The organism is Spirulina major PCC 6313 (genome assembly GCF_001890765.1).
GTDB lineage: Bacteria > Cyanobacteriota > Cyanobacteriia > Cyanobacteriales > Spirulinaceae > Spirulina > Spirulina major.
Genome location: NZ_KV878783.1, coordinates 1,124,812 through 1,145,736 on the forward strand (window position 1 = coordinate 1,124,812; position 20,925 = coordinate 1,145,736).

Genomic DNA, 20,925 nt, shown 5'->3' on the forward strand with positions numbered 1-20,925 from the left:
ATATTGAACCTGTAGCGATCGCCCATGTCTGACTCACTGAAAACCCTCGGAACCCCGCCCAATGCGTGGCGCGTTGATGCCGATATTGCCGACCTCCGCCGTGAACCTCTTCCGCCTCAGATCATCACCGTTCCTACCCACTCGAAAACTCTGCGGCTGGATCTTGCCAAAACTGCTCTTTTGGTGATTGATATGCAAAATGATTTTTGTCATCCCGATGGGTGGTTGGCGGGAATTGGTGTGGATATTACCCCGGCCCGTGAACCGATCGCACCCTTGCAGCGATTTTTACCCGTCTTGCGATCGCACCACGTCCCGATCCTTTGGGTCAACTGGGGCAACCGTCCCGACCTCTTCAACATCAGCGCCGCCACCCGCCATGTGTATAACCCCACGGGCGACGGGATTGGCCTCGGTGATCCCCTGCCGAAAAACCAAGCCCCTGTCCTGGAGGCGGGCAGTTGGGCGGCGGCCGTCGTCGATGAACTCACCCCAGAACCCAATGATATTCGTGTCGATAAGTACCGGATGAGCGGGTTTTGGGATACGCCCTTGGATAGTATTTTGAAAAATCTGGGCCGCACGACCTTACTCTTTGCGGGGGTGAATAGTGATCAATGCGTGATGGCGACGCTCCAAGATGCGGCGTTTTTAAACTATGATTGCATTCTATTAAGCGATTGTGCCGCGACGACTTCCCCGGAATTTTGCACCCAAGCGACGCTTTATAACGTCAATCAATGTTTTGGCTTTGTGACAGATTCCGCCGCCTTTTTAGATGTATTGGAATAAAGGGTTAAAAGATGCGATCGCACCTCGTTCATTGCCCAGCAAACGCGCTACCCTAGCGGTAACATCTTGCCCCTGGTATCCTTCAACCCTGCCCTCACCATGACCGATCTATTAGATGCAACCAGTGACCATTGTGTGATTCCCGTGGTGAAGTCGCCCCGCGATTATCAAGCCTATCGGATTAGTCCCCAGGATACGAATCGATTGGCGATCGTGTTTGATCCGGATATTGCCTCGATGTCGTTAACCTTTTGTGTGGAAATTTTTGATCCAGGGGGAAAAACACCTCCGAACCGTCACAATATTGCCCTAGAAATGTTTTTTGTGTTGAAAGGGGAAGGGTTTGCCCTCTGTGATGGTAAGCAGGTTCCGATTCGGGCGGGAGATAGTTTACTAGTACCACCGACGGGAATTCATGAAGTCCATAATACGGGAGATGGGCGACTCTATGCCCTTTGTTTTATGGTACCCAATGAAGATTTTGCGGAGTTAATTCGGAGTGGGATTCCAGTTGAACTAGATGAAGAAGATATGCAGGTATTAGGCCGTGTTGATCGCGTACGCTAATCGCCATTTCAATTGCCAGGGCGATCCCCTTACAGCAAGGGCTTCAGGCTCATTGACATGCAGTTTAGATACTGATCAGCTTAGGTGGATGAGTCAGAATTGATCGGGTGGGATGGGCTTCTAATCATAATTCAGTAGGCTTTAGCCTACTTTCGCTCTGAGCCAGGGATTTAAATCCCTGGCGGATCTGAATCGTGGCAGCGAAGCGGCGGGATTTCGGCGGACATGAGATACTGGACAGTGACCCTCCGCCTACGATTTCATGAGTATTCTGACGCTTCAGGCTGTCCACAAAGATTTTGGCATTAAAGACATTCTCCGCTCTGCCAGTTGCAGCATTGAGGCAGGTGAAAAGGTTGGGCTGATTGGGGTGAATGGGTCGGGAAAATCGACGTTTTTAAAGATGATCGCAGGGTTGGAGCCGTTCGATGGGGGCGATCGCATCCTCAAATCCGGGGCCCGCGTCGTCTATCTGCCCCAACAGCCCGACATTGACCCCAACCTCACTGTATTAGATCAAGTGTTTGCCGACAGCAGTAACGCGATGGGATTGGTGCGGGAATATGAAGACCTTTCCCACCGGATGGCCCACGCCGCCGGGGACGATCTCGATCGCCTTATGAGTCGCCTCGCCACCGTCAGCGAACAGATGGATGCGATCGGGGCGTGGGAACTGGAAACCAACGCCAAAATTATTCTCAGTCGGTTGGGGATTGATGACTTTGAAGCACGGGTGGGCGACCTCTCAGGGGGGTATCGCAAGCGGATCGCCCTTGCCACTGCCCTCCTCGCCGATCCGGATCTGCTCCTGATGGACGAACCCACCAACCATCTCGATGCGGAATCCGTCGAATGGTTGCAAGACTACCTCACCCAATTTCGGGGCGCATTGTTGCTGATTACCCACGATCGCTACTTCCTCGATCGCGTCACCAATCGCATTTTAGAAATCGACCGCGCCGACCTCTACAGCTACGACGGCAATTATGCCTATTATCTAGAGAAAAAAGCCCTCGCCGAGGACGCAGCGGCCAGCAGTCAACGCAAGTATCAAGGCATCCTCCGGCGCGAATTGGAATGGCTTAAACGTGGCCCCAAAGCCCGCAGCACAAAGCAAAAAGCCCGCATCGATCGCATTGGTGAGATGCAAAACACCACCTTTAAAACGGCCAATAGCAGCGTTAGTATTGATACTCCGGGGCGGCGGATTGGCAAGAAAGTGATCGAACTGGTGGCGGTGAGTAAAAGTTACGGCGATCGCACCTTAATCAAGGACTTTTCCTATGAATTTGGGCCCAGCGATCGCATCGGCATTATCGGCGGCAATGGCGCGGGAAAATCCACCCTCATGAACATTATTACCGGTCGCATTCCCCCCGATTCCGGCACTGTAGACATCGGCAGCACGATCCATTTTGGCTACTTTGATCAACATTCCGAAAGTATGATCACCGCTAAAGAAGAAAACCAGCGTGTGATTGAATATATTAAGGACAGTGCCGAACTCGTCAAAACCAGCGACGGTGCGACGATCACCGCCTCACAAATGTTAGAGCGGTTTTTATTCCCATCAGATCAACAATATGCGCCGATTCATAAACTGTCGGGAGGGGAAAAACGGCGGCTGTTTTTACTCAAAATTTTAATGACTGCCCCCAATGTACTGATCCTCGATGAACCGACCAATGATCTAGATGTGCAAACCCTCGGTGTATTAGAAGACTATCTCGAAACCTTTAATGGCTGCGCGATTTGTGTGTCCCACGATCGCTACTTTCTAGACCGGACGGTGGAGTTTATTTTTGCCCTCGAACCCGGCGGGAGTTTGCGGCAATATCCCGGTAATTATTCGGTCTATCTCGATTACAAACGGGCCGAAGCTGCGATCGCCAAAGAAGCCGCCGCCCTCACCCCATCCCCAGCCCAATCCCCCGCGAAATCCTCACCCGACCCGAACAAAAACGCCACCCCATCCCGCCGCCTCTCCAACTACCAACGCCGCGAACTCGCCGAACTTGAAACCCAAATCCCCGAACTCGAAGCCCAAAAAGCCACATTAGAAGACAAAATCTACACCAATCCCCCCGCCGACTACAATCAACTGCAATCCCTCACCGATGAACTCGCCACCCTCACCGCCACCATTGATCAGGTCACAGAGCAATGGTTAGCCCTCGCAGAACTAGAGCAATAAGTCCTCATGGGGGGGCACTGGCTGGATTTACTGATCGGCGGGGGGGGTGTCGGGCGTGGTTTCGTTGCTGTGCCAATGCTGTTCGAGGGCCATCCGCTGCTCGGCTTTATGGAGAAAATAGCCCCCCATCATCGCCGATGCCAACAATTGACCCAATTGCTCGCGAGTGGTGCTCACTCTCACATCAAACTGCTGGGGTGGGAGGCCACCCAAGAGACCGATGATTTGTCCTTCCATGACTTGAGCCGCTTCGGTGCTCGGTTGGAATAGTTGGTTCGCGGTGTCTGCATTGAGGGTTTGCATGTATTGCCACAACTCATTTTGGCTGTGGTTGGCATCCAAGAAATTGGCGATCGCAGCATGGTGATTGTTCATGGTTCTGTCCTCTGCCGAAATGTCGTTTTAGAATCGTTAGCCCCACTGTAGCGAGCAAAACCCCACAGCTTGAGGGGTAGAACCGAACCCCCCAAGCTCGGATTTCCCAATCTTGAACCCAATTCGCTGCAATTCTTCAAACTTCTCATCGAAAAACACTCTAAACTCAAAGACGCTCTAAAATAAGTAAAGATTAGCCCTAGACATTGCTCGATCCTGGATATTGTCCCTTGATACAATATTCGTTCTGAATCGAAAAAATGCCCAGAATAGGAGGATGTAGGCAAGAAAGTATAGTACAAGCCGCTCAGTTGAGTCATCCCAAACCCCCAAGACTCAGATCCTTAGCGATCATGCACCCTAATCAATCACAGACCCGATAATCATGGATACGGAAGAACTTTTGCAACGCTACGCTAGTGGAGAACGAGACTTCCAAAAAGTCGATCTCCGGAACACCTTTCTCGGTGGAGTCGATCTGAGCGAAGCAAATTTCCGTGAAGCTGATTTAGCGGGCGCAAATTTAATCGGTGCGAAATTAGTCCGCGCCAACTTCCGCGAGGCCAACCTCACCGAAGCTCACCTCGAATCCAATCTCACCGAAGCCAATCTGATCAGCGCCAACCTCTACAAAGCCCACATGACCGGCGCGAAGGTACGAGATGCGAGTTTACGCGCTGCCAATTTGCAGGGCGCGATTTTAAAATCAGCCGATTTTACCAATGCGATTCTCAGTGAGGCGGACTTGCGCGATACGGACTTGAGTCGGGCGCGGTTGGTGAATTGCCATGTGGGGCGTGCCAAGTTGATGAAAGCACTGCTGATGGAGGCGAATCTCACTGAGGCGAATTTCACCAATGCGATTCTGATGGGGGCTAATCTGCACAGTGCAAACCTGACGGGGGCAGTGTTACATGGGGTCAACGCCACCAATGCCGATGCCAGTGATGCAGATTTTAGTCGGGCATTTTTGAATAGTGCGAACTTGGCAGGGATTAACTTGCAGCGGGCGAATATGCGAGCGGCGAATATGTCCTGGACAACGTTGCGCGGGGCGGATCTCACCGAGGCGAAACTGTATCGAGCGAAATTATGCTGGTCGAACTTGATCGGGGCGAAGCTCACCAATGCGGTGTTAATTGATGCGAATATCAATGAGACGAATTTTCGCAATGCTGACCTAACCGGGGCGGTGATGCCCAATGCGGGGACGGGGGAAACGTCGGAGGTTTCAACGGAGGTGAGCGATCAATTAATGGCACTGCGGGAACAGATTATGAAGGGCCGTCAACAGCAATGACGGGGATGCTCCTGGCGGACGGGGGGAATTGGGATTGCAGTTGTGATGGATGCGGGATGGCGGCAAGAGGGGCGGGTTGCGTTTCAGGTGGGGGCGGCGTTTTTTCGGCCGCAGAGCCGGATGGTGCGGGATTTAGGGGTGTTGGCGGCGGCGGTGCAACGGCGGTACACAGGCGCGTTGCGGGTGTTGGATGTGATGGCGGGTTGTGGGGTGCGATCGCTCCGCTACGGCCGCGAAAGTGGGGCGGATTTTGTCTGGGCCAATGAGGGCAATCCAGAACTAGCACCGCTTTTAACCGAAAATTTACGCCAACTCGCGACGACGATCCCCTATCAAATCTCTACGGAGAATGGGCGGCGGGTGTTGCTGGGTTGTGGGAGCCGTCAGGATTATTACGATCTGGTGGATGTGGATGGGTTTGGGGATACGATGCCGGAGTTGCCTTTGGCGTTGTGGGCGACGCGGTTGCAGGGGTCGGTGTATGTGACGAGTACCGATGGTCGTTCGCTGACGGGACATTTACCGGCGCAGATGGCGGGACGTTATGGTGTGGTGGCGCGATCGCACCCTGCCGCCCACGAGCAAGGCTTACGAATTCTCTTAGGAGCGTTACACCAACAGGCAACGGCGATGGGGTTTGGGATTCAGCCGGGTTTTTCCTTTTATACGGGGGGAACCTATCGGGTCTGGGCGCGATTAATTCCCCAACGACGGGCGAGGGCAGCAGACTATGGTTGGCTGGGCTATTGTCATGGCTGCGGTGAATATCAAACCCTAGCTTGGCAGCAGTTGGGGCGGGCGACCTGTGCAACGGAGGGGCGATCGCTGACGGTATCAGGGCCAATGTGGTTGGGGGCGCTGCACGATCGCACCTGGGTGAAAGCGATGGCGGCGATCGCGCAAGATTGGCACTGGCGCGACTGTGGCCAGCTTCTGGATCTGTTCACCGCTGAAGCCCAAATGCCCCCCTATTTCTACACCCTCCAAGCGATCGGCAAGCGGGGAAAACTGGATGTGCCGAAGCGATCGCACCTGATCACCGCCCTTCACGATCACGGCCATGAAGCGAGTGCAACCCACATCAACCCCGAAGCGATTAAAACCACGGCATCCTTGGCCGCTTGTGTGGCGATCGCGCAAGCTCTGCAAGGATCAAGAATGGTACAGTGAAAAGCAACTTTTTGAAGGGCGAGGGGATGTGTAATGAGACGATTTGGAGTGAGTGCCTGTCTTTTAGGATTGAGTCTGATGGCAAGCCCTGCCGCTGCTGAATCGGTTTCGTTAGTGTATCCCCCCAACGGCCATGAAACGACCGCCGCGCAAATTTTCCTGATTGGCACGGCTGATAGCACCGTGAGCGTCAACGGTACGACGATCCAGCAGAGTGCCCAAGGGCATTTCGCCCCCAGTTTTCCCCTGCAACTGGGAGAAAACCGCTTTACGATCCAGACTGGGGAGGCAACGATGACCCTCACCGTCATTCGTCGCCCGGTGGAAGTATTGCCCACAGGGGTCACATTTGCGCCCAACTCCCTCCAACCGACGCAAGATCTCGAACGGCTGCCGGGTGAGTCGATCTGTTTGAGTGCGATCGCACCTCCCCACAGCACTGTCACCGCCCGCCTCAGCGGCCAAACCTTCACCCTTCCCCCCCAACCCAGCACCGCCCAACTCCCCAGCAACGCCGCCATCCTCACCGCCCAAAACGACCCCATCCCCCGCACCACCACCCATTACCAAACCTGCCTCACCGCCGAGCAACCCGGTGACCTGGGTCAACCCACCTACACCCTGACGCGCTCCGGGGAAACCCTCCAAGCCGCCGCACCCGGTGCGATCGCGATCCTCAACCCCGATCAGCGCCAAGTGATTGAAGTCACGGCCGCCAGCGGCACGGCCCGCACCGGCCCCAGCACCACCTATTCCCGCCTCACCCCCCTACCCACGGGAACCCGCGCCACCGTCACCGGCCGCGAGGGAAATTGGTTGCGGCTTGACTATGGCGCTTGGATTAATGCCGATGAAACGCGGGTCTTGCCGGGGGCAACCGCCCCACCGGCCATGATTCGCAGCTTGAGCGGGCAGCCGGTGACGGGGGGGACTGAGATTGTCTTTCCCTTGACGGCTCCTGTGCCCGTGACTGTGACCCAGGGGGATGATACCTTTGCGTTAACCTTACATAATGCGATCGCCCAAACCGATACCATTTGGCTCGATGATAGCCCCCTGATTCGCCGCCTTGATTGGCAACAGGTCAACCCCACCACGATCGCCTACACCTTCCACCTCAAAACCGCCCAACAATGGGGCTACGACCTCCGCTACGAGGGCAGCAGTCTCCATCTCCTCCTCCGCCATCCGCCCCAAATTTCCGGCGAACAATTACAGGGGCTGCGGATCGTGCTCGATCCGGGCCATGGCGGGGCGGAATTGGGAGCGCGGGGGCCCGATGGCACGCCCGAAAAAGAGGTGAATTTGGCCGTATCGCGTCAGTTAAAACAGGCCCTCGAAGCACGGGGGGCAACGGTGCTAATGACCCGGACGGCGGATGTGGATCTGGGCTTGCGCGATCGCATGGACTACATCGCCCAGCAGCAACCGGATCTCGCCCTCTCCATCCATTACAACGCCCTCCCCGACAATGGCGACGCGGAAAATACCGCCGGGATTGGGATGTTTTGGTATCATCCCCAAGCCCATGATCTCGCGGTATTTTTGCACAATTATTTAGTGACAGAGTTAGACCGCCCGTCCTATGGGGTGTTTTGGAATAATCTCGCCTTAACTCGGCCGCAGATGGCTCCAACGATTTTGATGGAGTTGGGGTTTATGATTAACCCCGAAGAATTTGAATGGGTGATGAACCCCCAAGCGCAAACCCAATTAGCGCAGGCGATCGCCGCCGGTCTTACCCAATGGGTTCAGCAAGCATCCCAACCCTAACCCCATCCCTCACAGAAAATCAATGCCGTCGGATCATCCCAGGTCAATGAGGGCGATCGCAGTGTCGAGTATTTATTATCACGAAAGTTGACAAAATAAGGTTTCAGAGTACAGCACCGATAAGATCAAGATACGTGTTGTGCAGCGATCGTCAAACGTATTGATTTCCGTGGTTGTCTTGCCATATCTGTTGATCCCATTATCAATTGTTCCGATGGTACTTCTACAGGTTGTCCACCCGTTGTTCACCCAATCATTCCCCCAACCTCCCCATTAGGGGTAGAGTGCTCATGTCTGAATGGAATCGCAGACTCCAAGAAATTGGCTTAGTTATGGTTATTTTTTTGATAGCGATAGGGCTATGGTTGATTTTCTATCTTCGGAATGCCAATACCGGACAGGGGGAATGTATTGAAATTACCCCAGAAGGAGAACAAGTGACTCACCGAGGGAAACACTGTAAGTCAATGGAATTTTACTAGACCCTGCCATGGGTTCCTCGCCTCAGACCGGCAGATTTAAGGGGGAAATCAATGGGATCATTCCGGTTGAATGTACCCCGACCGAGGGGGGGAATCGACAAGCCAGTCCCAAAATCCTATGTTAGAGTGAGCTTGTGTGCTTAAGTTCTTCTCCTCATCCCAACAAGTGTTTATGGTATTGGCAAAACGTGGACTTGTCCTTGGAGCAACAGCGTTTATCTTGACCACTGTGGCAGTGACCGGCGCTGGGCTACATCTTTCCCAAGGTCAAATTTTAAATCTGAGCAGTAGCCCCAAGGAAGTCGTTGATGAAGTGTGGCAAATCATCAATCGTTATTACGTTGATGCCACGTTTAACCAGCAGGATTGGCGACAGATTCGCACGCAGTATCTAGAAGCGTCCTACGGGAATGACGAGGAAGCCTATACGGCGATCCGTGAGATGCTCGAAACCCTGGATGACCCCTACACGCGCTTCATGGACCCGGAAGAGTTCGAGGATATGCAGATCGATACATCGGGGTCGTTGACGGGGGTGGGGATTCAAATTGCGAAGGATGAGGAGAGCGATCGCCTCATCGTCGTGTCGCCCATTGACGACAGCCCGGCCTTCAATGCGGGGATTATTGCCAAAGACATCATTACGAAAATTGATGGCCAAGACACCTTGGGGATGGAGGTGAATGATGCGGTGCAACTGATTCGCGGTGAACGCGGCACAGAGGTGATCTTGACGATCCAACGGGGCGATCGCGAGATTGATTTTCCGATTGTGCGCGATCGTATTGAGATTCACCCCGTTCGTACCCGCATCGAAGAAACGCGATCGGGTAATGTGGCCTATATTCGCCTCACCCAATTTAACGCCAACGCCGCCCAAGACATGCGCGAGGCACTCCGAGAGTTTGAAGCAATGAACGGGCCGGATACGGTGGTGGGCTATGTGCTCGATTTACGCTCAAATCCGGGGGGACTCCTCAACGCCAGCGTGGACATTGCCCGGATGTGGCTTGACGAAGGCAAAATCGTCTCCACCCATGACCGTCGCGGCGAAGTGGAACGCCAAGTGGCGAACAACACCGCCCTGACGGATAAACCCCTGGTGGTGATGATTGACGGCGGTTCGGCCAGTGCCAGCGAGATTGTTTCTGCTGCCTTGCAAGATAATCAGCGGGCGATTTTGATTGGGACGGAGAGTTTTGGCAAAGGGTTGGTGCAGTCGGTGCGTCCCTTGAGTGATGGCTCAGGCTTGGCGGTGACGATCGCAGAATATCGCACCCCCAACGGCCGCAGCATCACCAAGGACAAGAAAATTAAGCCGGATGTGGTGGTGGAACTGAGCGATGAGGAGCGGGAAGAACTGCAACTCAACAACAATCGAATCGGGACGGTGGATGATCCTCAATTTGCCCGATCCCTTGAAGTGTTGCTCGAACAGGTGCTAACCCATAGCGGCACTCAATTGGAAGTGATGGTGCGTTAAGGGCTGCGTCCTGACCTCGTTACCAGAGAATGCGATCGCCCTGACCCCAGAAGCGATCGCATTTCTGTACCGTAATATCGCCCAAAACGTTCACCTGACAGGCCAAGCGCAGGCCGCTATCGGCTTTGTGGGGCGGGAGGGAAAGGCGCGATCGTTCTTTCCACTTCGGCTCGGACACCGGGCCAATAATCTTGACCGCACAGGTTCCACAGGAACCCAAGCCGCGACAGTTAATCACGCGGGCGTTACCGTTATAAAGGTCAATTTGGGCAGTTTGGAGGACTTGGCGAAGATTCGCACCGGTCTCGCAGGGTATGGATTTTCCTTGGGCTGTTACGGTTGGCATCGGTTTTCCTGATTGGGGACAATCTCTCGCTACAATTTTTGAAGACTCTCTTGATGCAGACTCGACGCATCACATGGGCTGATCTTAACGTAGTCTCATGATTGCAGGGCAGCGATCGCCCCTCCCCCCTTTGATTCAACACCCCTTATCCCTCAGGCAATGGACACGGCACGCAAAATCTGGCTCTACGACACCACCCTCCGCGATGGCGCTCAACGGGAAGGCATCGCCCTGTCCATTGACGACAAGCTCAAAATTGCCCGAAAACTCGATGAAATGGGGATTCCCTTCATTGAAGGAGGCTGGCCCGGAGCAAACCCCAAAGATGTGCAATTTTTCTGGCGACTCCAAGAAAAACCCCTCAGCCAAGCGGAGATCGTCGCCTTCTGTTCCACCCGTCGCCCCGGCAAACTCGCCGCCGAAGACCCCCTCTTTCAAGCCATTCTCGCCGCCGGAACGCGCTGGGTGACCATTTTTGGCAAGTCCTGGGATCTCCATGTTGAAGCGGGGTTAAAAACCACCCTGGCCGAAAACCTCGCCATGATTCGCGACACGATCGAATATCTCCGCAGCCAAGGGCGACGGGTGATCTACGATGCAGAACATTGGTTTGACGGCTACAAAGCTAACCCGGACTATGCCCTGCAAACCCTAAAAACCGCCTGGGATGCCGGGGCGGAATGGCTCGTCTTCTGTGACACCAACGGCGGCACGCTGCCCCACGACATTAGCCAGATCGTCCAAGGGGTATTCACCGCGTTTCCTGACCTCCGGGAACACCCCGACGCGCCCCGTTTGGGGATTCACACTCACAACGATTCAGAACTGGCGGTGGCCAATGCGATCGCCGCTGTGATGGATGGCGTGGCCATGGTACAAGGGACGATTAACGGCTACGGCGAACGCTGCGGCAATGCGAATCTCTGCTCGATTATTCCCAATTTGCAATTAAAACTGGACTATGACTGCATCGCGCCGGAACAGTTGCAGCAGTTGAGTTCCACCAGTCGAGCGATTAGTGAATGGGTGAATTTAGCCCCCAACGATCACGCGGCCTTTGTGGGTCGCTCTGCCTTTGCCCACAAGGGCGGCATTCATGTGTCGGCGGTGGCGCGAAATCCCCTCACCTATGAACATATCGCGCCCGAAGCGGTGGGCAATGAGCGGCGGATCGTGATTTCCGATCAATCGGGGTTGAGTAATGTGCTGGCGAAGGCGCGGACGTTTGGGATTGAACTTGATCCGAAGGGGACGGTATGCCGGGAGATTTTGACGCAATTGAAGCAACTGGAGAGCGAGGGGTATCAGTTCGAGGCGGCGGAGGCGAGTTTTGAACTGTTGATGCGCTCGGCCTTGGGACAGCGGCAGCCGTTGTTTACGTTGCAGGGGTTCCAGGTGCATTGCGATATTTTGCAGGGAATGGAACATTCTTACGGCAATAATGCGATCGCCACGATCAAAGCCAGCGTTGACGATCAGCCCCTTCTTGAAGTTGCCGAAGGGAATGGCCCGGTGTCCGCCCTGGATGCGGCCCTACGCAAGGCATTAGTGAAGTTCTACCCCGATGTGGCGACCTTCTACCTCACGGACTACAAAGTGCGCATTCTCGATAGTGCATCGGGAACCGACGCGATCACCCGTGTGTTGGTGGAGTCGAGCAACGGGGCGGAACGCTGGACAACGGTGGGGGTTTCGACCAACATTATCGATGCCTCCTATCGGGCGGTGGTAGAAGGGATTGAGTATGGGTTGCTGCTGAATACGCCAGCGATCGCACCTGTTTCCTAAAATGCCCCGGCTCATCCGTGCTATACTACAAGCTGTAGTTTCACAACACCACCATGCGACTCAAACGCTGGGAATCCCCCCGCCGTCGCGGTCGGAATCATAAAGGCAGCGGCGGATCAGCCCGACAACGACAGATCAAAAAACAACATAAGCTTTGGATGAAGCGGCTCAAAGCAAACCGCGACCCCCAAGACCCCCAAGAAGCGCGATCGCGATCGCGCTTCCTTTTTTTTGATCATCGATCATTTAATCCCACAGTGGAGACTACATCTGTTTCACTAGTTTCTAAAATTCTAAATTTATCCCGCTCCGAGACAAGATTCTTTAGATTTTAATTTTTCACTTTAGTTTAGAATGAACAGCCGCGAAAATTACTACTATAATCTGAGATTTAGTATTATCCAATTTGATAAACAATTTGTTATGATGGAGGCTCAGATTATTTCATACGAAAAGCGAGCTTCTCTATGGCCACAGGCACAGTAAAATGGTTTAACGAATCGAAAGGCTTCGGTTTTATCCAATCCGACGATGATAGCACTCAAGTCTTTGTTCATTTTTCCCAAATCAAAAGTACTGGTTTTCGAACCTTAGCAGAAGGGCAGAAGGTTTCCTACGATGTCGTCAGCGCCGCCAAAGGCCCCCAAGCCGAAAATGTTCATATCATCTAGTCACTCTTTCGCTGTCCTAGCAGATGAACAGCCTCAATCGTAGGACTTCATCTGTTGAAATTCATACTTTACAGTAACGTTCCAGTGCCAACCGGTATGAAGAGCATTAAAACTTAGGTTTTGAACGATTAAACGCTGACCCATCTGTGTTTCAGCATCTGAAAAAATAGATGTTAGTCCATGGCTGATTGTTGCAATCAGCCATTGTTGCGATCGCCCCTTTCGTTCCCTTTTCCCAAAGATCATGATCCGGAAGGGAATGAACACCCGATATGCGCGATCACTTTTTCGAGGGACTCAACGGCTCGAATTTTCCTCACTGAGGGTAGTCTATTGCGTCAGATCTGATGCGCGAGATCTTTTCTATTTTTTCTACTTTTGTTAAGAAGATCTAACCCTTTTATAAATTATTTGTTACTATGAATTTTGAAATAAAGTATTCAAACCTTTAAAGAGGAATGCACCATGGCAAGTGGCACAGTGGAATGGTTTAACAATACTAAAGGATTTGGTTTTATTCTGTCTGATGACGGACAGAAGGTCTTTGTTCACCATTCTTCGATCAAATCAGAGGGTTTCAGGGAATTACAAGAGGGGCAAAAGGTTACCTTTGATATTGTCCAAGCTCCCAAAGGGCCAGCCGCAGAAAATGTCCATGTGAAACAGTGAAGAAATTTGCATCAGCGCATGACTGTGATCTCCCGAAACAGGATGGTGCTTCACTGCCGAAACACACTGTCTTGATCAATTTTTCGGAAAGAGTCACCTCGTCCATCGCCCTTTCTCAATGATGGACATTGCTGGCCCTGGGAGTTTCAGGCTTCGCCTTTTGCTCAGGGTGCTTCACTAGAAAACGCAACTTCTAAATCTGAAGCGTGTTGATGGATGGCTGATCATTGCGATCAGCCATTGTTGCGATCAGCCATTGTTGCGATCGCATCCCATCCCCCAAGACAACATTTTCAGACAATTCTGTACAATAGAAAGGCTGTTTTGACCCACCCCGACCCCGCCCATGACTACCCCGCGCACCTATCACGTCATCACCTTCGGCTGTCAGATGAACAAAGCCGACTCCGAACGCATGGCTGGGGTATTAGACGATATGGGCATGATTGCCTGTGATGACCCCAACGCGGCGGATCTCGTGCTTTACAACACCTGCACTATCCGCGACAACGCCGAGCAAAAAGTGTATTCCTACCTCGGACGGCAGGCAAAACGGAAACAGACGCAACCGGACTTAACCCTTGTGGTGGCGGGCTGTGTGGCGCAACAGGAAGGCGAACAACTCCTGCGGCGCGTCCCGGAATTGGATTTGGTGATGGGGCCACAACATGCCAATCGCTTAGGGGATCTCCTTGATCAAGTGTTCGCCGGGCAGCAGGTGGTGGCCACTGATCCGATTCATATTGTCGAAGATATTACGAAGCCGCGCCGAGATAGTGAGGTGACGGCCTGGGTGAATGTGATCTATGGGTGCAATGAACGCTGCACCTATTGTGTGGTTCCGGGGGTGCGTGGGGTGGAACAGTCCCGCACACCGGAGGCAATTCGCGCCGAAATTGAAGACTTGGCACAACAAGGGTTTAAGGAAATCACGCTGTTAGGACAGAATATTGATGCTTACGGGCGCGATTTGCCGGGCAGCACCGCCGAGGGTCGCCATCAGCATACCTTGACGGATTTGCTCTATTTCATCCATGATGTGCCGGGGATTGAGCGAATTCGGTTTGCGACGAGTCACCCACGTTATTTTACGGAGCGGTTGGTGCGGGCTTGTGCGGAACTGCCGAAGGTGTGTGAGCATTTCCATATTCCGTTTCAGTCCGGGGATAATGAGGTGCTGAAGGCGATGGCGCGGGGCTATACCCAGGAGAAGTATCGGCGAATTATTGAGATGGTGCGGGACTATATGCCTGATGCGTCGATTAGTGCGGATGCGATCGTTGGGTTTCCGGGGGAAACGGAGGCACAGTTTCAGCGGACGTTAGATCTCGTTGAGGCGATTGGGTTCGATTTGCTCAATACGGCGGCCTATTCCCCCCGGCCGGGGACTCCGGCGGCGTTGTGGGAGCAGCAGGTGAGTGAGGAGGAGAAGCGCGATCGCCTCCAACGGCTCAATCGTCTGGTGGAAACGAAAGCGGTAGAGCGATCGCAACGGTATCGCGATCGCATTGAAGCAGTCCTCGTTGAAGCCCAAAACCCCAAAGACCCGACCCAAGTGATGGGCCGCACCCGAAGCAACCGTCTCACGTTCTTCGCGGGGGATATTGCCCAGTTAAACGGGCAAACCGTCCCGGTGAGAATCACGGAAATTCGCGCCTTCAGCCTCACCGGGGAACAGGTCGCGCCGGTGTTGGTGTAAGTGTTTAGCCGGTGTTAATTGCCTGTTGACCCATTGCCCCAAACCCTCTTCCATGGGGCGAGGGGCTTCATGATTTTGAAGGGCGATCGCCGGACGACATGACAAGCTAACCCAACCGGCCCAGCAGCCGATTCGCAAGATATTCTTGAGGATATTCATGGCGAGCGGGCCAATAAAACGGCTGTTGCGGTTCTTGGCGAGCATAATGGAACCGTTCAAAAATATAATCAGGCACGGTGCGATTAATTAAATGCACTTCTAAGGGAAAAATTTCCTGCTGCCACTGGTTAAGCCGGGCCTGAGAAATGCCCGAAAACGTTTGACCGGAGGTGCTATTCCCCTGCCATGCTTTCCCTAAAAAGGTGGGAGTTTCTAGAACTGGGTTGAAGTCTAGATCGAGCCAATCACAGAGTTGCCGGATCATAGCCTGTGAATCTAATAGTAAATCTTCATACTGGAGGACAAAATAATGGTCTAGCAGACGGCAATTTTTATCGAGATGATAAAAGGATTGAGTGATGCTGCGGATTTCTGTACCGATCCAGGGATAGTGCTCAATGATGCGTTTGTTGCGGTTGAAAATTTTGAATTTTCGTAGGGAAACGAGATTGGCATAGGGATTACGCACCACATGGATGAAACGAGCAGCGGGGAACATTTTTTGTAAATCAAGGGCAAATTCAAACGTCTCGGTACTTTTTTCAAGAATTCGACAATCTGGAGCAAGGGGGCGATCGAATAAGCTCTGATGAATTGCATTCATATAGATCAAAAATAAATCAGCCGGATTCATCACGTCAGACTGGCGATCGCATCCGGCAACGGCCTGCTCAACGGCCGCGTCAAACTGTTCTAAATTGAATCGTTCTTTAGAGATCGCATCGGAAAATGGGTTATCTTCCGTATTTGCATAGCGGATGCCTCCTTTAATGTTTTGAATAAATGCGTTGATGGTGCAAGGCCCTTTGCGATAGTGGGGGCTGTGCATCGCGTAGGAAATCCAATATTGCAGATGCTGAAAAAAATGGGTTTCAATGGGCGCAACAAATAAATCTGGATGACCATCAAACAGCGATCGCACCAAGCTCGTACCAGATTTATGGGTTCCAAACACAAAAATTGGGTTGTTATTCATGAAAACCTCCGTGAGCTTGGAAAACCCGCGTCTTCAGACCGGGGAGTAAAAGCGAACTCATGGGGCTTGAGCCGCACTCTCACAAGATGAATACTATAACGTGAGACATGGAACAAGCTTTTACGTACCGTTTTTATCCAACCGCAGAGCAAGAGCAGTTGCTCAGGCGGACGATTGGTTGTACCCGACTCGTCTATAACCGTACCCTAACCGTACCCTCTTTGCCTCAACCCTGGGCTTTGTCAGCCCCGATAGCTTTACCTTTCACCGATCGATTTTATTTTTGCTAGCGGTCATTTTGGGCGGGATTGGTACGGTGGAAGGGGCCTTAGTGGGGGCCGTGGTGTTGGTGCTGTTGCCGGAGTTGATTAAAGACTTTGCCACCTATCAACTGCTCGTGTTTGGGGTGCTGCTGCTCTTAACCCTGTGGCTCGCCCCGGCTGGGATCACCAGCCTGCTGAGTCGCTGGTTCGATCGCAAATCCCCCGTTTACCCGTTGGATACGCCGCCCGATGCGATGCCTGCCTTGATTACCCGTAACCATGTCGCTGCCGCGTTAGAGGTGGAGCGTGTGGGGATTCAGTTTGGTGGGGTGCGGGCGGTGAATGATGTCAGCCTGACCGCATCCCCTGGCACCGTCACCGCTGTGATTGGGCCGAACGGGGCGGGCAAAACCACGCTGCTGAATTTGATTGGCGGCTTTTACCAAACCCAAACCGGCACGATCCGCCTCGGTCAGACCGACCTTACGGCTCAGTCGGGTTTAGCGATCGCACGAGCAGGAGTCGGGCGCACCTTTCAGGCCACCCGGTTGTTTGACTCCCTCTCGGTGATTGATAACCTGCGCGTGGCAGCCCGTGAGGGACATCCCGGCTCGATCTTGGCGGCTCTGATCGGGCGGGGTAAAAATGCCCCCAAGCCGGAAAAAAATCTCCTAGAGGTGCTCTCCTTCGTGGGGTTTAAAGGAGATGTGCATCAAATTTCCGCCAACCTCCCGTTTGTAGACCGACGACTGGCGGAAATTGCCCGCGCCCTCGTGCTTGGCCCTCAATTGCTCTTACTCGATGAACCGGCCGCCGGACTCAATAAAGATGATAAGCAGACATTAGCCCGTTTGGTACGACGCATTGCCAGCAGCGGCATTCCGGTGATTCTGATTGAGCATGACATGGATCTGGTGATGGGAATTTCTGATCAGGTGGTGGTGCTCGATAGTGGCGATCGCATCTGTGTGGGCCCGCCGAAACAGGTGCAGCAAGACCCCGACGTTCTCGCCGCCTACCTGGGGGTGGAGTCTCCCAACCTCGCCCGCCCGGCAGCTCCCCATCCCCAAGCCCTGCTCACCGTGCGCCAGCTTGTGGCCGGCTACGACAAACTCAGAGTGCTCAAAGACATTGATCTCACCGTTAATGCCGGGGAACTAGTGGCCGTAATTGGGGCCAACGGAGCCGGGAAAAGCACCTTAATGAAGTCGATTACGCAACTCATCCAACCCTGGGCGGGTGATATTACCCTGGAAAATCGCTCCTTGATTGGCACGCCGACCTATGACATCACCCGGCAGGGTCTGGTGCTGGTTCCAGAAGGTCGTCAGGTGTTTAAGGAATTGACCGTGATCGATAATCTGCGCCTCGGAGCCTTCACCCGTCAGGATGACGACATTGAATCTGATATTGTCCAGGTGCTCGATCGCTTCCCTCGGTTACACAAGCGCCGCCACCAAAAAGCCGGCCTGTTATCGGGCGGAGAACAGCAAATGCTTGCCATTGGCCGGGGGCTAATGGGGCGACCCCACCTGCTGCTCCTCGATGAACCCTCCCTCGGTCTCGCCCCCAAATTGGTCACGGATCTATTCACCACCCTGGCCGAACTGCGGGATGAGGGAATGACAATTTTGCTGGTTGATCAGATGGCAAGCTTGGCGCTGGCGATCGCCGATCGTGCCTATCTCCTCGAAACGGGCCGAGTTGTCCAATCCGGGACAGGTCAAGAAATGGCCCAAAATGACCAAGTCATGAAAGCCTATCTCGGTGCTTAAACGCAATGCCAATCAAGGGTCATCATCTAGTCCCCACTCGTTTACGCACCTCACCATTCACCACGCATTCATCCACAGTCATGGCATCAAACGGCCAGAGATAGAGCGAATCCCCCCATTCCTGGGGAAAATGCAGACTCGATTGAGGTGTTTCTTGGGTCTCCTTTCGTCTGCGTTGATGCTTGGGGGTTGATGTCTCATTAAGATTGTTGGAAGCTTACCGATTCCGTGCCAAGCGTTACAACTGCGATCGCAAGCCATCCACCACAATTTCTGCAATAACGCCGTTTCAGGAATGTATTGTGTGCCATGGCAACTCAGCCACCCATACCAGCGATCGCCGTCATGCACGGAGATCAAACCGGAGAAGAACTCCTCCTCGAAGCCCTGCGCGTGCTCCAGCCGGACGTGATTCGTCAACCGCTGCAATGGATCGACTACGATTTGAGCCTCGACAATCGCCGGGCCACGAATAATCAAGTGGTGTGGAATGCAGCCGCCGCCACCTGCAAAACCGGCCTCGCCCTCAAAGCTGCCACCATCACCCCCGAAATCTCCGGCGACGTGGGCAGTCCCAACGCCATTTTGCGCGAAGCCTTGAGCGCGTCGGTGATTTTGCGCACCGGGCGACGCTTGCCCCAAATTCGACCCATCGGCGGGGTGTATGCACCGATCACGATCATGCGCATGGCGGTCGATGATGCCTATGGGGCGCAGGAATGGCGCGAACCCACCGACACCGGGGACGAAATCGCCTGGCGCACGTCTAAAATTAGCCGCTCGATCTGTCGCACTGTGGCGGAGTTTACCTTTACCCATGCCCAACGCACGGGCGCGAAAGTCTTCGGTGGGCCAAAGTTCACTGTCAGCGCCACCTATGAAGGTATGTTCAAAGAAGAGCTCGATGCGGCGGCCGAGCGTTATCCTGATGTGGCCTATCAACCGTTGCTGATTGATGCCACCTTTGCGCTGCTGTTACAAAATAGCGGCGAGGCGTTGGTGATTCCCGCCCTCAATCGTGATGGGGATTTACTGTCGGATATGGTGCTGCAAATGTACGGCAGTATTGCGGGGTCGGAAAGCTTGGTAATCGGGTTTGATCCGGCAACCTTGCAAGCAAAAACGGTAATGGCCGAAGCTCCCCACGGCACGGCCCCAGCCCTTTACGGTAAAAATATTGCTAACCCGATGGCGATGATTTTGGCGGGGGCGGCGTTGCTGACCTATGTGGGGAATCCGGTGTGCGATCGCGCCTCCCGTGCCATTTATGAATCCGTTTTCGAGGCCCTCTACGAAGGCAAAGCCACCCCCGATCTACGCGGCCAACTAAGTATGTCCGACTTCACCGACACCATCATCCAAAAAATCCAAACCAAGCTCGAAGTCTGGTCAACCCTCGAATCCACCTGAACACAGGGGAAGGAGTGCGATCGCGCCCCTTCCCCTAACACCCAATATGCTGCACTGGACTAGTTCATATTAACTACTGTTGTGTGTACGACAACGGCTGCACCAGATACACCGGAACAAGTGTTACGAGAGGTTGCCCAACGGATTGATCGGGTTGAATGCTTTGGGAGTGGCGATCGCAGACCTCGATCGCAATCCTGAAGACTCTGAATTGTGATCGCATCACTCAAAGCGATAGTTGTATTTTTCGATGATTAACTGTTCACGATCGGCCACGAGGGCGATCGCCGCCTCATCGTAGTAATCCCGAAAATGGCGATGGTTCGAGGGGTTGGACTTGTGAGACGATCGCACCTCGGCGGCTTGGATCGGGGTGAGGGGGTAGCCCACTTGGGCGAGGATCGTGATGAAATCCTCGCTGAGATGTTCCATGCGAATCACGGCGGTGAGCATATTTTGAGCTTGGTCGAAGTCGTAGAGGTGTGACCAGGTTTGGATGTGGGGTTGATAGAGGGGGGTGATATCGAGGCAATGGAGGCGGAGGTAGCGATAGGTCATCAATCCGGCGAAGGGTGCGATCGCACTGTGGGCATAGCCTTCGCGGAGATCATACTGACGTTGGGGGTCGAAGAGAAGATGCAGCCACTGGCGAAATTTTTGGGGATCATGGGCATCGCTGTAGAGGTCGGCCCACTGTTGGATCGGCTTGGTGAGTTCACCGCGTAGGTTTTTCAAGGCTCCGGTCGGGTGACGTGGCAGGTTTTTCAGATGGGGCCAAATTTCCCGCTCCCCCAGACGGCGACGGAGATCCCCCTGACCACTACAGCCAAACGCCCAGAGCGACACATACCAATCCCAAGGGTTGCGCACAGAACCAAGGATCACCTGGGAGCTATTGAGGTAGTGGCGCGGCATCCGGCGGTGTTTGCCGATCTGTTCGCCGCCGAGATAGGTGTTGAGGAGGCGAGCGATATGGGTGCAGGCGGTTTTTTGGAGTTGGAGATAAATTAAGGGTTCGGTGACAAACATGAAG

18 protein-coding genes and 1 pseudogene are annotated in these 20,925 nt (G+C 53.6%); 15 read left to right on the top strand and 4 right to left on the bottom strand.

From position 1 onward, the window contains the following. The first annotated feature begins 24 nt into the window (after positions 1–24). The 3 genes from SPI6313_RS04910 to SPI6313_RS04920 all read left to right on the top strand — a co-directional run bounded on the left by SPI6313_RS04910 (position 25) and on the right by SPI6313_RS04920 (position 3,553). Positions 25–792, top strand: a complete 768-nt coding sequence (locus SPI6313_RS04910) for a cysteine hydrolase family protein (RefSeq protein WP_072619997.1) — start codon at positions 25–27, stop codon at positions 790–792. A 99-nt stretch (positions 793–891) separates the two neighbouring features. Continuing rightward, positions 892–1,359 (top strand): cupin domain-containing protein, encoded by a 468-nt coding sequence (locus tag SPI6313_RS04915; protein WP_072619998.1) that lies wholly within the window; start codon positions 892–894, stop codon positions 1,357–1,359. A 262-nt stretch (positions 1,360–1,621) separates the two neighbouring features. Continuing rightward, positions 1,622–3,553, top strand: coding sequence for an ABC-F family ATP-binding cassette domain-containing protein (locus tag SPI6313_RS04920; RefSeq protein WP_072619999.1), 1,932 nt, complete (start codon positions 1,622–1,624; stop codon positions 3,551–3,553). A gap of 27 nt (positions 3,554–3,580) precedes the next feature. Here SPI6313_RS04920 and SPI6313_RS04925 read toward each other — a convergent pair whose 3' ends face one another. After that, entirely contained in the window at positions 3,581–3,928 is a 348-nt protein-coding gene (locus SPI6313_RS04925; protein WP_072620000.1) for a DUF760 domain-containing protein, read from the bottom strand. 385 nt (positions 3,929–4,313) lie between these two features. On the opposite strand from SPI6313_RS04925, the gene SPI6313_RS04930 reads away from it, so the two are divergent. From SPI6313_RS04930 to ctpC, 4 genes are all read left to right on the top strand, one after another. Further along, on the top strand, positions 4,314–5,228 hold the full coding sequence (locus SPI6313_RS04930; RefSeq protein ID WP_084668898.1) for a pentapeptide repeat-containing protein: 915 nt from the start codon (positions 4,314–4,316) through the stop codon (positions 5,226–5,228). A 45-nt stretch (positions 5,229–5,273) separates the two neighbouring features. Then, positions 5,274–6,398, top strand: a complete 1,125-nt coding sequence (locus SPI6313_RS04935) for a tRNA (guanine-N1)-methyltransferase (RefSeq protein ID WP_072620001.1) — start codon at positions 5,274–5,276, stop codon at positions 6,396–6,398. A gap of 78 nt (positions 6,399–6,476) precedes the next feature. Next, complete coding sequence (locus tag SPI6313_RS04940) at positions 6,477–8,171, top strand: N-acetylmuramoyl-L-alanine amidase family protein (protein ID WP_245788603.1); 1,695 nt, start codon at positions 6,477–6,479, stop codon at positions 8,169–8,171. Between the two features lie 654 nt (positions 8,172–8,825). After that, a complete protein-coding gene (gene ctpC / locus SPI6313_RS04945) occupies positions 8,826–10,136 on the top strand; it encodes a carboxyl-terminal processing protease CtpC (protein ID WP_072620003.1) in 1,311 nt (436 codons plus the stop codon). 19 nt (positions 10,137–10,155) lie between these two features. Here ctpC and SPI6313_RS04950 read toward each other — a convergent pair whose 3' ends face one another. Further along, on the bottom strand, positions 10,156–10,482 hold the full coding sequence (locus tag SPI6313_RS04950; RefSeq protein WP_072620004.1) for a 2Fe-2S iron-sulfur cluster-binding protein: 327 nt from the start codon (positions 10,480–10,482) through the stop codon (positions 10,156–10,158). A 159-nt stretch (positions 10,483–10,641) separates the two neighbouring features. Between SPI6313_RS04950 and cimA the strand changes: the two genes are divergently transcribed. The 5 genes from cimA to miaB all read left to right on the top strand — a co-directional run bounded on the left by cimA (position 10,642) and on the right by miaB (position 15,309). Next, positions 10,642–12,270 (top strand): citramalate synthase, encoded by a 1,629-nt coding sequence (gene cimA, locus SPI6313_RS04955; RefSeq protein WP_072620005.1) that lies wholly within the window; start codon positions 10,642–10,644, stop codon positions 12,268–12,270. Positions 12,271–12,323: 53 nt separating this feature from the next. Further along, complete coding sequence (locus SPI6313_RS25340) at positions 12,324–12,605, top strand: hypothetical protein (RefSeq protein WP_072620006.1); 282 nt, start codon at positions 12,324–12,326, stop codon at positions 12,603–12,605. A gap of 132 nt (positions 12,606–12,737) precedes the next feature. Then, a complete protein-coding gene (locus SPI6313_RS04965) occupies positions 12,738–12,941 on the top strand; it encodes a cold-shock protein (RefSeq protein WP_072620007.1) in 204 nt (67 codons plus the stop codon). A 465-nt stretch (positions 12,942–13,406) separates the two neighbouring features. Beyond that, positions 13,407–13,610 (top strand): cold-shock protein, encoded by a 204-nt coding sequence (locus SPI6313_RS04975; protein WP_072620009.1) that lies wholly within the window; start codon positions 13,407–13,409, stop codon positions 13,608–13,610. Between the two features lie 346 nt (positions 13,611–13,956). Then, a complete protein-coding gene (gene miaB, locus SPI6313_RS04980) occupies positions 13,957–15,309 on the top strand; it encodes a tRNA (N6-isopentenyl adenosine(37)-C2)-methylthiotransferase MiaB (RefSeq protein WP_072620010.1) in 1,353 nt (450 codons plus the stop codon). A gap of 106 nt (positions 15,310–15,415) precedes the next feature. Here the strand turns inward: miaB and SPI6313_RS04985 are convergent, their stop codons facing one another. After that, positions 15,416–16,444: a sulfotransferase family protein gene (locus tag SPI6313_RS04985; RefSeq protein ID WP_072620011.1), complete on the bottom strand. Its 1,029-nt coding sequence runs from the start codon at positions 16,442–16,444 to the stop codon at positions 15,416–15,418. A 107-nt stretch (positions 16,445–16,551) separates the two neighbouring features. On the opposite strand from SPI6313_RS04985, the pseudogene SPI6313_RS24995 reads away from it, so the two are divergent. The 3 genes and pseudogenes from SPI6313_RS24995 to SPI6313_RS05000 form a co-directional block, all read left to right on the top strand. Beyond that, positions 16,552–16,653: pseudogene (locus SPI6313_RS24995) on the top strand (helix-turn-helix domain-containing protein); the annotation flags it as partial. A 74-nt stretch (positions 16,654–16,727) separates the two neighbouring features. After that, entirely contained in the window at positions 16,728–18,482 is a 1,755-nt protein-coding gene (locus SPI6313_RS04995; protein WP_217650506.1) for an ATP-binding cassette domain-containing protein, read from the top strand. Between the two features lie 309 nt (positions 18,483–18,791). After that, complete coding sequence (locus SPI6313_RS05000) at positions 18,792–19,892, top strand: isocitrate/isopropylmalate family dehydrogenase (protein WP_072620012.1); 1,101 nt, start codon at positions 18,792–18,794, stop codon at positions 19,890–19,892. Positions 19,893–20,114: 222 nt separating this feature from the next. Here SPI6313_RS05000 and SPI6313_RS05005 read toward each other — a convergent pair whose 3' ends face one another. Then, positions 20,115–20,921 (bottom strand): hypothetical protein, encoded by an 807-nt coding sequence (locus tag SPI6313_RS05005; protein ID WP_072620013.1) that lies wholly within the window; start codon positions 20,919–20,921, stop codon positions 20,115–20,117. Between the last annotated feature and the right edge of the window lie 4 nt (positions 20,922–20,925).